This is a genomic window from Sediminicoccus sp. BL-A-41-H5 (assembly GCF_050632405.1).
Lineage (GTDB): Bacteria > Pseudomonadota > Alphaproteobacteria > Acetobacterales > Acetobacteraceae > Roseococcus.
In genome coordinates this window covers 4506633-4519473 of record NZ_CP192601.1, presented here as the reverse complement: position 1 = coordinate 4519473, position 12841 = coordinate 4506633, and the positions used below count along the sequence as shown (strand labels likewise).

General features: G+C 70.9%; 15 protein-coding genes. 9 read left to right on the top strand and 6 right to left on the bottom strand.

Annotated features, from left to right (window positions below):
* The first annotated feature begins 13 nt into the window (after positions 1-13).
* From recG to ACQ860_RS22160, 9 genes are read left to right on the top strand one after another with little or no spacing between them, the layout of a single operon-like run.
* A complete protein-coding gene (gene recG, locus ACQ860_RS22200; RefSeq protein ID WP_431305480.1) occupies positions 14-2104 on the top strand; it encodes an ATP-dependent DNA helicase RecG in 2091 nt (696 codons plus the stop codon).
* A gap of 55 nt (positions 2105-2159) precedes the next feature.
* Positions 2160-2903, top strand: a complete 744-nt coding sequence (locus ACQ860_RS22195; RefSeq protein ID WP_431305479.1) for an ABC transporter ATP-binding protein — start codon at positions 2160-2162, stop codon at positions 2901-2903.
* On the top strand, positions 2900-3631 hold the full coding sequence (locus ACQ860_RS22190; RefSeq protein WP_431305478.1) for an ABC transporter permease subunit: 732 nt from the start codon (positions 2900-2902) through the stop codon (positions 3629-3631). The genes ACQ860_RS22195 and ACQ860_RS22190 overlap by 4 nt, the downstream gene beginning before the upstream one ends.
* 4 nt (positions 3632-3635) lie before the next feature.
* Positions 3636-5555 (top strand): GldG family protein, encoded by a 1920-nt coding sequence (locus ACQ860_RS22185; protein ID WP_431305477.1) that lies wholly within the window; start codon positions 3636-3638, stop codon positions 5553-5555.
* Positions 5552-6544, top strand: a complete 993-nt coding sequence (locus tag ACQ860_RS22180; RefSeq protein WP_431305476.1) for a DUF4340 domain-containing protein — start codon at positions 5552-5554, stop codon at positions 6542-6544. Before ACQ860_RS22185 ends, ACQ860_RS22180 begins: the two co-directional genes overlap by 4 nt.
* Positions 6541-6981: an NUDIX hydrolase gene (locus ACQ860_RS22175; protein WP_431305475.1), complete on the top strand. Its 441-nt coding sequence runs from the start codon at positions 6541-6543 to the stop codon at positions 6979-6981. The genes ACQ860_RS22180 and ACQ860_RS22175 overlap by 4 nt, the downstream gene beginning before the upstream one ends.
* Positions 6982-7018: 37 nt before the next feature.
* On the top strand, positions 7019-8002 hold the full coding sequence (locus tag ACQ860_RS22170; RefSeq protein ID WP_431305474.1) for a Bug family tripartite tricarboxylate transporter substrate binding protein: 984 nt from the start codon (positions 7019-7021) through the stop codon (positions 8000-8002).
* Between the two features lie 34 nt (positions 8003-8036).
* On the top strand, positions 8037-8243 hold the full coding sequence (locus ACQ860_RS22165) for a hypothetical protein (RefSeq protein WP_431305473.1): 207 nt from the start codon (positions 8037-8039) through the stop codon (positions 8241-8243).
* Entirely contained in the window at positions 8240-8866 is a 627-nt protein-coding gene (locus ACQ860_RS22160; protein WP_431305472.1) for a histidine phosphatase family protein, read from the top strand. Before ACQ860_RS22165 ends, ACQ860_RS22160 begins: the two co-directional genes overlap by 4 nt.
* 10 nt (positions 8867-8876) lie before the next feature.
* Here the strand turns inward: ACQ860_RS22160 and panC are convergent, their stop codons facing one another.
* Genes panC through ACQ860_RS22130 form a run of 6 tightly spaced genes read right to left on the bottom strand, consistent with a single transcriptional unit; the run spans position 8877 to position 12809 of the window.
* A complete protein-coding gene (gene panC / locus ACQ860_RS22155; RefSeq protein WP_431305471.1) occupies positions 8877-9713 on the bottom strand; it encodes a pantoate--beta-alanine ligase in 837 nt (278 codons plus the stop codon).
* Positions 9713-11131, bottom strand: a complete 1419-nt coding sequence (locus ACQ860_RS22150) for a M20 family metallopeptidase (protein ID WP_431305470.1) — start codon at positions 11129-11131, stop codon at positions 9713-9715. Before ACQ860_RS22150 ends, panC begins: the two co-directional genes overlap by 1 nt.
* A 2-nt stretch (positions 11132-11133) precedes the next feature.
* Positions 11134-11694, bottom strand: coding sequence for a glutathione S-transferase family protein (locus ACQ860_RS22145; RefSeq protein ID WP_431305469.1), 561 nt, complete (start codon positions 11692-11694; stop codon positions 11134-11136).
* The gene (locus ACQ860_RS22140) at positions 11691-11999 is read right to left on the bottom strand and encodes a c-type cytochrome (RefSeq protein WP_431305468.1); all 309 of its coding nucleotides are present in this window, start codon (positions 11997-11999) and stop codon (positions 11691-11693) included. Before ACQ860_RS22140 ends, ACQ860_RS22145 begins: the two co-directional genes overlap by 4 nt.
* A 58-nt stretch (positions 12000-12057) precedes the next feature.
* The gene (locus ACQ860_RS22135; RefSeq protein WP_431305467.1) at positions 12058-12525 is read right to left on the bottom strand and encodes an MmcB family DNA repair protein; all 468 of its coding nucleotides are present in this window, start codon (positions 12523-12525) and stop codon (positions 12058-12060) included.
* Positions 12522-12809 carry a 4a-hydroxytetrahydrobiopterin dehydratase gene (locus ACQ860_RS22130; protein ID WP_431305466.1) on the bottom strand — a complete coding sequence of 96 codons (288 nt, stop codon included), beginning with the start codon at positions 12807-12809 and terminating at the stop codon, positions 12522-12524. The genes ACQ860_RS22135 and ACQ860_RS22130 overlap by 4 nt, the downstream gene beginning before the upstream one ends.
* Between the last annotated feature and the right edge of the window lie 32 nt (positions 12810-12841).

Here is a 12841-nt window from a genome sequence, read left to right as displayed (position 1 = left end):
CATATAGGCGCGTGTGAGCCAGAGTGTCAGCCTCCAGAGCCTGTTTGATCCCCTCGAAACCCTGCCGGGTGTCGGGCCGAAGCGGGCTGAGCTCATCGCCAAGGCCTGCGGGGGCCCGCGCATCCTCGATCTTCTCTTCCACCTGCCCGACCGCATCGCGAGCCGCACGCGCATTGCCCACCCGGCCGAGGCCCTGCCCGAGACCGATTGCGTGCTGCGCGTGACGGCGCTTGCGACTCGCAGCGCCGTGAGCCGCGCCACGCGCCGCCGCTATGTGGAGGTGCGCACGGCCGAGGAAGTGACGCTGCGCTTCATGCAATCCAACCTCGGCTGGATCGAGCGGCTGCTGCCCAAGGGCGAAGCGCGCTGGATCTCGGGCCGGATCCGCCCCGAGGGGGATGGCTGGTCCTGCATCAGCCCTGATGTCGCGGCGAATGAGGAGGCGTTTCCGGCGCTGGAGGCGATCTGGCCCCTCACCGAGGGGCTGAAGCGCGGCCACATGGCGCCTGCCGTCATGGCCGCGCTGAAGCGCGTGCCCGAACTGCCCGAATGGCAGGATGCGCCCCTGCTGGCCCGCGAATCCTGGCCCGGCTTCGCGGAGGCGCTGCGCGCCCTGCACGCGCCCGCCACCCGCCCGGACGCCAAGCCCTGGGAGCGCCTGGCCTATGACGAGGCGCTGGCCGGGCAACTCGCCCTCGCCCTGCTTCGCCGCCGCAACCGCGAGGCGCCGGGCCGCGCGCTCACCGGCGATGGCAGCCTGCGCGCCCAGGCGCTGGCCGCCTTCGGCCATGAGCCCACGCCCGACCAGGCCCAGGCCCTGGCCGAAATCTCGCGCGACCTCGCCGCCCCCCGCCGGATGCTGCGGCTGCTGCAGGGCGATGTGGGCTCGGGCAAGACGCTGGTCGCCATCCTCGCCATGCTTCAGGCGGTCGAGGCCGGCGCCCAGGCCGCCATCATGGCACCCACCGAAATCCTGGCGCGGCAGCATCTGCGCACGCTGGAGAAACTCTCGCCCGTGCCGGTCGCGCTGCTGGCCGGTTCGGTGAAGGGGGCGGAGCGGCGGCGCGTGCTCCAGGGCTTCGCCGATGGCTCGATTCCCATCGCCATCGGCACCCACGCCCTGTTCCAGCAGGGGGTGGAGTTCCGCGACCTCGCCCTGGCCGTGGTGGATGAGCAGCACCGCTTCGGCGTGGCCCAGCGCCTGGAACTCGCCGGCAAGGGCGAACAGGTGGACATGCTGGTGATGACGGCGACCCCCATCCCCCGCACCCTGCAGCTCACCCATTGGGGCGAGATGCAGGTCAGCCGCATCGCGGGAAAGCCGCGCGGACGCCAGCCCATCGCGACGCGCATCGCGAGCGGCGCCCGCCTGCCCGAGATCATCGCCCGCCTGCGCCAGGCCCTCGCCCGCGGCGAGCGCGCCTATTGGGTGGTGCGCGCCATCACGGGCGGCGAGCATGATGACAGCATCGCGGCCGAGACCCGGTTCGCCGAACTCGCCGAGCTCTTCCCTGGCCAGGTCGGCCTCGCCCATGGCGAGCTGGACATGGAAATCCGCGAGGGCGCGCTGCGCGACTTCGCCGAGGGCCGCACGCAGATCCTGGTCGCCACCACCGTCATCGAGGTCGGCGTGGACGTGCCCGAGGCCACCATCATCCTGATCGAGCAGGCCGAGCGCTTCGGCCTTTCCGCCCTGCATCAGCTGCGCGGGCGCGTGGGCCGGGGCTCCAAGCCCTCCTCCTGCCTTTTGGTGCATTCCGAGGCGCTCTCCGAGCGCGAGCGCGAACGCCTGCTCATCCTGCGCGACACGGAGGATGGCTTCGTCATCGCCGAGGAGGATCTGCGCCTGCGCGGCGGGGGCGAGGCGCTGGGCACGCGGCAGGCCGGCCAGGTGCAGTTCCGCCTGGGCCTGCGCGGCGAGGATGAGGCCGCCGCCCAACGCGCCGCCAACCGCCAGAACGCGCTGATCGAGATGGCGGCCGGTGATGCCGAGGTGCTGCTGACAAAGGACCGCCACCTCGCCTCCCCCCGCGGCCAGGCGGCCCGGCTGCTGCTGGCGCTGTTTGACAAGGCGGACGCGGTCAGGCTCCTGGCGGCCGGGTGACTTGAAATCCCTGCCCGGTTTTTTAAATCGGCGGACCGAACCGGGAGACCATGGCTTGAGCGAGAGCACCGAACACCAGGGCCTCATCGAGATCGAGGGCCTGACCAAGCGCTTCGGCGGCTTCACCGCCGTGGACGGGGTCAGCTTCTCCGTGCAGCGGGGGGAGGTCGTGGGCTTCCTGGGCCCCAATGGCGCCGGCAAATCCACCACCATGCGCATGCTGGCGGGCTTCATGCTGCCCACCAGCGGCACGGGCCGCATCTGCGGCGAGGATGTGGTGAAGCGCCCCGTGGCCGCCAAGCGCAACCTCGGCTTCCTGCCCGAGGGCGCGCCCACCTATCCCGAGATGAGCGTGGCCGATTTCCTGGATTTCTGCGCCCGCATCCGCGGCTTCGGTGGCGCCGAGCGTGCGGAGCGCGTGGCCCACGCCATGGCGCTGACGCAGTTGGAGGGTGTCCGGCTGCAGCCGATCGAGACGCTCTCCAAGGGTTTCAAGCGCCGTGTGGGCCTGGCCCAGGCGCTGCTGCATTCGCCCCCCGTGCTGGTGCTGGATGAGCCGACCGACGGCCTGGACCCCAACCAGAAGCATGAGGTGCGCGAACTCATCCGCGCCATGGCGCCGGAGAAGGCCATCATCATTTCGACCCATATTCTCGAAGAGGTCGCCGCCGTCTGCACCCGCGCCATCGTCATCGCGCGCGGCCGCGTGCTGGCCGATGCGACGCCCGCAGCCCTGGTGGCCGATGGCCGCAGCATGGAAGAGGTCTTCCGCTCCCTCACCTTGGGAGCCGCCGCATGAAGGCCGCCCTCACCATCGCGCGGCGTGAATTCGCGGCCTATTTCGCGACCCCCGTCGCCACCGTCTTCATCGTGATCTTCCTCGTCCTCTCGGGCGCGCTCACCTTCACGCTGGGCGGTTTCTTCGGGCGCGGCCAGGCGGATCTCATCCCCTTCTTCAGCTTCGTCCCCTGGCTGTTCCTGTTCCTCGTGCCCGCGCTGACCATGCGCCTCTGGGCCGAAGAGCGGCGCCTCGGCACCATCGAATTGCTGCTGACGCTGCCGATCACGGCCGGCCAGGCGGTGGTCGGCAAGTTCCTCGCCGCCTGGGCCTTCTGCGCGGTGGCGCTGCTGCTCACCTTCCCGCTGGTCCTCACCGTGAATTTGCTGGGCGAGCCGGACAATGGCGTGATCCTCACCGGCTATCTCGGCTGCTTCCTGGTGGCCGGCGCCTATCTCGCGGTAGGGGCCGCCATCTCCGCCGTGACGCGCAACCAGGTCATCGCCTTCGTGCTGGCCGTCGCCGGCTGCTTCCTCTTCGCCGCCGCGGGCTCTCCGGTGGTGACGGACTTCCTCTCCTCGCAATTCCCGGTGCTGGCCGAGGTGGCGCGCGGTGTCTCCGTGAGCGAACGCATCAACGGCTTCACCCGCGGCGTGATCTCGGCGCGGGATTTCGTCTTCTTCGCCAGCTTCATCGCCTTCTGGCTTTTCGTGAACACCGTGATCCTCGAACACAAGAAGGCGGATTGAGACCGTGCGCAATTCCCGCCTCCTCTTCTCCTCCCTCGGCGTTCTCGCGGCGCTCGCACTCGCCGTCGGCATCAACATGCTGGCGGATAGGCTGCTCGCCTCCGCCCGCATGGACCTGACCGAGAACCGCATCTACACGCTCTCACCCGGCACGCGGCAGGTGCTGGAAGGCCTGCAGGACCCGATCACGCTGCGCTTCTTCTATTCGCGCAAGCTCGGCGCCGAAGCGCCGCAATTCGGCGCCTATGCCGAGCGCGTGCGCGAGATGCTGCGCGAATACGTCGTGGCCAGCCGCGGCAAGCTGCGCCTGGAGATCTTCGACCCCGAGCCCTTCTCCGAGGTGGAGGACCGCGCCGTCTCGCTCGGCATGCAGGGCGTGCCGCTCGATCAGGCCGGCGAGCAGGTCTATTTCGGCCTCTCCGGCAGCAACCAGGTGGATGAGGAGCGCAACATCCCCTTCTTCCAGCCGGAGCGCGAGCGCTTCCTGGAAGCCGACCTGACGCGCCTGATCTTCGAGCTGTCCAACCCCACCAAGCCCGTGCTCGGCGTCATGTCGCCCCTGCCGCTGAATGGCGACGCGCGCGCGATGATGCTGCGCCAGCCGGCCCTGGCCCAGCCGCAGGTGGTGATGCGCCAGCTGCGCGAGGGCTTCACCATCCAGGATCTCGGCTTCGACGTGCAGGTGATCCCGCCCGAGGTGCAGATCCTGCTGCTCGCCCACCCGCAGGACCTGCCGGAGGCCGCGCAATACGCAGTTGATCAGTTCGTCATGCGCGGCGGGCGCCTCTTCCTGATGATCGACCCCCATAGCGAGTTCCAGGCCTCGCGCCCCGGCCCGGGCGGGCGTCCGCCTTCCAACACCGCCTCCGTCCTGCCGCGCCTGCTGGAGGCCTGGGGCGTGGAGGCGCCGGCCGATCGTGTCGTGCTCGACCTGCGCGGCGCCTGGCGGGTGCGGGCCGCGCCCAATGAGCGCGTGCAGGCGGTGGACTACATCGCCTGGTTCAACCTCCAGGGTGACAGCGTAAACCGCCAGGAGGTGGCGACCGCGCTGATCGAGCAGGTGACGGTCGCTTCCTCCGGCTACCTCGCGCCGCGGCCCAATGCGGGCATCGAGTTCATCCCGCTTCTCACCAGCTCGTCGCAATCCATGCTGATCGATGCGGCGCGCGTCCGGAACGACCCCTCCCCCACGCGCATCCTGGCCGAGTTCCGCGCCGATGGTCAGCGCCGCGTCATCGCGGCCCGCATCCGTGGCAATCTCCGCAGCGCCTTCCAGGAAGGGGCGCCCGCGCCCGCCGAGGGCGTGGAGCGCCCGGCCGACTTCCCCGCGCACCTCGCGCGCAGCAACGGCCCGGCCAATATCGTCGTGGTGCATGACACGGACATCCTGGAGGACCGCTTCTGGGTCCGCGTGCAGGAATTCTTCGGCCAGCCCGTCGCCAATCCCTTCTCGGGCAATGGCAGCTTCGTCGTGAACATCGCCGATACGCTGGCGGGCTCGGACGCCATGATCAGCCTGCGTTCGCGCGGCGAAAGCCAGCGGCCCTTCGAACTGGTGGAGGACATCCGTCGCCAGGCCGATGCTCAGTTCCGCCAGAGCGAGCAGCAGTTGACCGAGCGCCTGCAAGCCACCGAACGCCGCCTGCGCGAACTCCGCCAGGGCACCGGCGGGGAAGGTGCCCGCAACACCAACCAGACGGTCATCACGCCCGAGCAGCGCGCCGAAATTGATCGCGCCCGCGAGGAGATCGCCAACACGCGGCGCCAGTTGCGCGCCGTGCAGCTGGAACTGCGGCGCGACATCGAATCCCTGGAGACCTGGCTGCGCATCTTCAACATCGCCTTCGTGCCGGTGCTGCTGACCATCCTCGCCGTCGTCATCGGCGTGCTGCGCGCCCGGCGGCGCGCGAGGGCGCGGGCATGATCGGCAAGCGTGGCCTGATCGCGCTCGGCGGCGCCGCTGCGGCGAGCCTGGGCGCCGCCCTGCTGCTCCGCCCCGAGGGCGAGGTGGAGGGGCGCATCAGCGAAGGCAGCCTCGCCTTCCCCGGCCTCGCCACGCGGCTGGCCGGCGCGCGCCGCATCGAGCTGCGCCGCGGCGCGCAGGGCACCACCCTGATCCGCGACGGCGAGGCCTGGCGCATCGCCGAATTCCAGGGCTACCCCGCCCGCCCCGAGCGCGTGCGCGAGACCCTGGTAGGCCTCACCGAACTCCGCCTCACCGAGGAGCGCAGCAGCGACCCGGCGCAATGGCCGCGCCTGGGCGTGGAAGACCCCGCCGCCCCCGGCAGCACGTCCACCCTGTTGCGCGTCTTCGACGCCGAGGGCCGGCCGCTCGCCGAGATGATCCTCGGCCGCCGACGCGTCCGCACCCAGGGCAACCAGCCCGAAGGCATCTATGCCCGCCGCCCCGGCGAGAACCGCGCCTGGCTGGCCGAAGGCCGCCTCGGCGCCGATGCCGACCCCTCGCTCTGGCTCGACCGCGACCTTGCGAGCCTCGCGCCGGCACGCCTGCGCCGCGTCGAGGTCAGCCGCACCGGCCAGCCGCCGCTGGTGCTGGCCCGCGCGGGCGAGGTGGATGCGCCGCTCGACATCATCACCCCCGCCGAACATCCGGTGGCCGACCGCGTCGCGCTCGACGAGGTGGGCCGCGCCTTTGACGGGCTGACCTTCATCGAGGTCCGCACCGAGGCCCCCGGCGAGGCGCTGGGCGAGGCGCGCTTCCACTACACGGATGAGGTCACCATCACGCTGCGCGCCCACCGTGACGGCGAGTTGTTCTGGGTACGCCTTTCCGCCGAAGGTGCCGAGGAGGCGCAGCGGCTCAATGCCCGCTTCCACGGCTGGGCCTTCCAGCTGGGCCTGTGGAAGGAGAAGGCGATGATCCCGCGCCTGGAAGACCTGGTCGTCTCGTGACCCGCGAATACCCCGACCGCCCCTGGATCGGCATCGGCGTGATCGTCTTCCGCGGCGAGGAGGTTCTGCTGGTCCAGCGCGGCAAGCCGCCGCGTATCGGCTCCTGGTCGCTGCCCGGCGGCGCGCAGCATGTGGGCGAAGGCGCGCAGGATGCCGCGCGGCGCGAATTGCTAGAGGAGACGGGCATCACCGTCGGTCCCCTCCTGCTCGCCGACGTGATCGATTCAGTTACGCGCGATGACGCGGGCGCGGTGCGCTACCACTACACCATCGTGGACTACTGCGCCGAATGGGCAGGCGGTGAAGCGCGGGCCGGCGATGATGTCAGCGCGGTCGCCTGGGCACGGCCCGAGGACCTGCCGAAATATGCCCTGACACGCGAAGCCCAGGCGGTGATCGCGCTCTCCCGCAAGCGGCTTGCGGACGCCCTCGCTTGAGCCGCAATCTCTCCCGTAACGAAGGGAGCAAACGTCCATGACGCAACGACGCAGCCTGATCCTCGGCGCCGCCGCATTGCCGCTGTCCACACCCGCGCTCGCGCAGGGCCGCCCGTTGCGCATCATCGTCCCCTTCCCGCCCGGCGGCGCGGTGGACATCCTGGGCCGCGTCCTGGCCGAGCGCCTGCCCGCCGCACTCGGCACGCCCGTCGTCGTCGAGAATCGCGGCGGGGCGGGTGGGCTGATCGGCGCCGATGCGCTGGCCAAGGGCGACCGCGACGGCACCATGATCGGCCTGATCAGCGTCACCACGCTCTGCGCCTTCCCCTTCATGACCTCGCGCCTGCCCTTCAACCCGCGCACCGACCTGGCCCCCGTCACGCAGATCACCGATGGCGCGCTGCTCTGCGTCGTGAATGCCGAGCGCGCGCGGCAGCAGGGCTGGACGGATTTCCGCCGCCTCATCGCCTGGAGCCGGGCGAACCCCGAGCAGGTGAAGATGGGCAGCAGCGGCACGGGGACGACGAGCCACATCAACATCGAGGCGATCAACGCCGAGGCCAACGCTAAGATCCTGCACGTGCCCTATCGCGGCGGCGGCCCCGCCATCACCGATCTGCTGGCCGGCACGATTGACATGATGTTCGACGTGATGCCCGCCCTCATGCCGCATGTGACGGCCGGCCGCTTCCTGCCGCTGGCGGTGAGCTCCGCCGCCCGCCTCTCCATCCTGCCCGAGGTGCCGGGCATGGCCGATTTCGCGGATCTCGGCCTCGGCCGGCATGACGTGGTGACGTGGAACGCCGTGATGGCGCCGGGCGGCACGCCGCCCGAGCACATCCAGCGCCTGCATGCGGCGATCCGCAGCGTCGGCGCGCAGGCGGATTTCGTGGAGCGGCTGAAGCCGCTGGGCTACGGCACCGTCACCAGCGAGGCCCCGGCGGCACTGACGGCGCTGATCGAGCGCGATACGCCGAACTGGCAGCGCCTGGTGCAGCTCTCCGGCGCGCGGCTCGAATAGTTGCGGCGCGCGGCTCGGCTACCGGTTGATCGAGATGAACCCGCGCTACGGCACGCCCGACTACACCTGGTGGGGCGCCGGCCTGGGCCGGGATTTCGAGGTCGCGGGCGTGGGCACCTCCATGGCCAGCGTGAACTATTTCGACACGACCATCCCCCGCAACCAATGCCTGAGCGGCCAAGGCGTGCGGCAGGATGTCTGCACGGCGCGGGTGATCGCCGGCCTCGCCTTCAAGTTTTGAGCACGACGCGACGCGCCCTGCTGGGACTGACGCTCGCCGCACCCGCCGCGGCGCAGCAGATGACGCCCATGGAGGTGGACGCCTCGCCCTTGCTCGCGCGGCTGCGCAGGGGCGGGCTCGTCCTGTTCTTCCGCCACGCAGATACGGCAGGCGAGCCCTGCGACCGCAGCTATCGCGTGGGGGACCGTGCCGGCCAGCGCAACCTCTCGCCGCGCGGGCGGGAGCAGGCCCAACGCATCGGCCAGCGCTTCGTGGAACTCGGCATCCCCGTGCAATTCCCGGTGCTGGCCGGCCCCGTCTATCGCGCGCGCGACACGGCAGAGGAGGCCTGGGGGCCAGCGCGCGTGCAGGTCACGGACAGCCTGCTGGCCGATGACTACGCGGGCACGCGGCTCGACTGGGTGCTGGCGGAGCATCGCCGGCTGTTCAACGCGCCGGTGCCGGCGGGCGCGAACCGCGTGCTGGTGGGTCACCGCACGCCGGCCATCATGATCTACGGCCAAAGCGTAGGCGGCACCGCCTTCCCGGAAGCTGCCGCGCTGGTCATCCAGCCCGGTGCCGCGCAACCTCTCGGCATCCTGGAATTCGTGCGGCTGCCGGGCGGCGGCTTCCACGGCTGCTGAGGGCCGCGCGTCAGACCGGGATGTTGTCGATCAGCCGCACCTGGCCGAGCCATGCGGCGCCCAGCAGCCGCCCCGGCGCATCCAGCCGCGCCATCTCCGCGAAATCCTCGGCGCGGCGCAGCGCCACGTAGTCCACCTGCCTGAAGCCCGCCTCGCGGAGCCGCGCCTCGGCCTCGCCGCAGGCCGCTTCCGCCGGGGCGCCCACCCGCAGCCGCGCCGCGGCATGCTGGAGCGCCGCATGCAGCGCCGTCGCGCGCTGCCGCGCCTCCGCATCGAGATAGGCGTTGCGGGAGGAGAGGGCCAAGCCATCCTCCGCCCGGATCGTCGGCACCGTCTCGATGGTCAGCGGCAGCGCGAGGTCCTGCACCACCTGCCGCACCACCATCACCTGCTGCCAGTCCTTCTCGCCGAACACGGCCACATCAGCCGCGCAAAGGCCAAAGAGCCGCGTGCAGACCAGAGCCACGCCGCCGAACATCTGCGGGCGATGCGTGCCCTCCAGACCCTCCGCCGGCCCCATCATCGTGATGCGCGTCGCGAAGCCCGGCGGATAGACCGTCGCCACATCGGGCGCGAAGAGCAGGTCGCAGCCCGCGGCCTCGAGCTTCGCGATGTCCCCCACCTCGTCACGCGGATAGCGGCCGAGATCCTCATGCGGCGCGAATTGCGTCGGATTGACGAAGATGGTCGCGATCACGCGCGGCGCGACTTCCCGCGCCCGCGCCACCAGGGCCAGATGGCCGGCATGGAGGTAGCCCATGGTCGGAACCAGGGCGATGCGCTCGCCCTGCGCCTTCCAACCCTGGGTGGCGGCGCGAAGTGCCACCGCGTCCCGGATGACCCGCATCAGACCGCCAGCGACATCCCGATCGGCGGCTTCGCATCTTCCGGCAGCGGGCAGACATAGGCCCCGCCGGCGCGCGCCGCGTGGTCGGCCTTGGCTGCGGCGATGATCTCGGGCTTCTGCAGCGCCTCGACCGCCGTGCTCGCCATCACCTTGGCCACGTGCACCATGCCCTTGTGCGCATGGGGCAGCTTGCCCTGCGCCGTCGCCTGCCAGGAATGCAGCGGCGTGCCGATGGCGTGCGTCGCACCCCGCGCCTGCACCGTCGGCACCACCCAGGAGACATCGCCCACATCCGTGCTGCCGATCATCGGCGCACGCTTGGAATCGAGAGGGACGATGCTGGTCGGCAGCGGGTCGTCATTGCGCGGCATGCCCACCTTGCGGAAGGCGGCGGCGATGTCCTCCTCCGAAAGCGTGGCCTGGAATTCGGCGGCGCGCTTGCGGTCCTCGGCATCGAAGGGCGGCGGGCCCAGCCGGTCCAGCGCATCCTGCATCAGGTGCTCGAGCGGCGTGTTGCCCAGCAGGTTGGACACGGCCGAGATCACCTGCGTCTCCACGCGCGTATCCGTCATCAGCGCCGCGCCATCGGCGATCTTGCGCACGCGGGCGACCAGGCTGTTCAGCGCCTTCACATCCGCCGCGCGGATCAGGTAGCGCACCTTCGCCTTGGCCTGGACGACATTGGGCGCCACACCGCCGGCGTCGAGATAGGCATAGTGGATGCGGCTCTCCTGCGGGATGTGCTCGCGCAGGTAGTTCACGCCGACCGACATGAGCTCGACGGCATCGAGCGCGCTGCGCCCCAGATGCGGCGAGGCGGCGGCATGGCTCGCGCGGCCATGGAAGGTGAAGTCGATGCGGGTGTTGGCGAGCGAGATGGGCTCATTGACCGAGGCGAAGCTTCCCGGGTGCCAGGAAATCGCGATGTCCACATCGTCGAAGAGGCCGGCGCGGGCCATGAAGCCCTTGGCCGCGCCGCCTTCCTCGGCCGGGCAGCCGTAATAGCGCACGCGGCCCTGGATCCCGTTGGCGGCCAGGTAGTCCTTTACCGCCGTGGCGGCGAGCAACGAGGCCGCGCCCAGCAGGTTGTGCCCGCAGGCATGGCCATTGCCGTCGCCCGGCACCGGGCGATGCTCGGCCACGCCCGCCTCGTTGGAGAGACCCGGCAGCGCGTCGAATTCGCCGAGGATCGCGATGACGGGCCCGCCCTCGCCCGCCTCGCCCATCATGGCGGTCGGAATGCCGGCGAGTTGCTCCGTCACGCGGAAGCCCTCGGCGTGCAGATAGGCAGTGTGCTCGGCGGCCGACTTGTGCTCGTTGTAGGCGAGCTCCGGCATGCCCCAGACGCGGTCGCTGAGTTCGATGGCGGGCTGGGCCTTCTCATCCACGATGCGCCAGACGGGTTCGGTGTTCTGCATGGTCAAATCCCGGAAACAGGTGGGACGGTCCCGGCGAAGGCCGGCCGCGCGATCATGGCCTCATACCACAGGGTGAGGGCTTGGCGCCCCTCCCGCCACGCAAACACGGTATGCCGCCGGTCGCAGTAGCCAAGCCCGCAGGCCAGCGCGATGGCCTCGACCGAATGCGGCGCGTACGCTTCGAGGTCCAGCGCATCCAGGATGCGGTTGGCGCGTGTCCGCTCCAGCGCCTGGAAGCCTGGCGAGCGCTCATGCTCCGGCCGCCGCAAATCGCGATTCCAGACGGCGATCCCGTCAATGAAGGCGCAGGCCTGGCCGAGGCGGGAGAGGGCCGTCGGCTCCCGCGGCAACCAGCCCAGATGCGCCAGGATCAGCGGCGTCTCGCAGATCAGGGTCCCGCCATCGAGCAGCGCGGGCACGCGTCCGGCGGGGTTGTGCGCGAGTTGCGGCGCGGCGGGGTCGCGCAGCGTCGTCTCGACCTCGTCGAGTGCGACGCCCCTCTCGCGCGCCAGGACGCGGATGATCCGCGCGAAGGGGCTGCCATGGGCGAAGTAGAGGATCATCGGCGCAGCGAGAGGATGTAGCCGACCACCGCATCCATTTCCGCCCGGCTGAGCTGCCAGTTGGGCATGTTGGCGTGCGGCGTCTGCAGGAAGACGCGCAGCCCGGCTTCCGTCGTGCCCGGCCGGTCGGCGATGCCGGGAAAGCTCGACGCGGCATCGGCCGCGGGTGGCGGCATGTCGCGCGAGACGACGTGGCAGGCGGCGCACCATTGGCGCGCGACGCGCAACCCCTCGCCCGCCATGGGCTGCTGCTGCGCGGCGGCAGGGCCCACGATGAGGGCGAGCGGCAGCAGGTATTTCAGCATGTCCGAGTCCTCCGATGACCCATGCTGCGGGTGCCGAAGCCTCTCGGCAACGGAAGGTTCAGTCGAGCCGCAGCGCGGCCCGCCGCTCGGCCAGCCCCACCGGGTCGCTCAGCGCGGCGAGGCGCGTCGCGGCCAGGGTGGCGAAGCGGTGCAGCAGGGCACGGCGCCGCGCCGGGGCCAGCGGGTGGGCGGGCGCGGCGCGCAGCGGCGCCGCCTCGAACCCGTCGCAGACCAGCAGGCCGACATCGCCCGGCAGCAGCTCCTGCGGGAAGTCGAGGTCCACGGCGAAGTGCAGCTCATCGGAAAAGGCGCGGTAATCCTGCCACTTGCCGTCGCTGAGAAAATCCCGCGCGCAGGACTTCACCTCGATGATCACGAAGCCGCCATCCGGGCGCAGCGCCAGGATGTCCGCCCGCCTGCCATCGGGCAGCGGCACCTCGGCCAGGGGCGACCAGGCGCAAGCGAGGCAATGGCGCATCGCCGAGCGCGTGACGGCCAGGGTCCGTTGCGGCGCGTCCAGGCTCACGTCAGCGCGTCAATGGCCAGCGCCAGGCGCAGATCCCGCGCCGAAAGCCCGCCCGCATCATGCGTGGTGAGGGTGATCTCGACCCGGTTGTACACATTGGACCATTCGGGGTGATGGTCCTGCGCCTCGGCCAGCGGCGCCACCCGGCTCATGAACCCCCAGGCGGCGCTGAAGTCGCGGAAGCGGAACTGCCGCCGGATGGCGTCGCGTCCCGCCACCAATTCCCAATCCGGCAGGCGTGCCGCCAGTTCCGCCCGCCCCGCCTCGTCCAGCCGCTCGATCATCCGCCCCTCCCCTTTCCGGTCCTCACATGGCA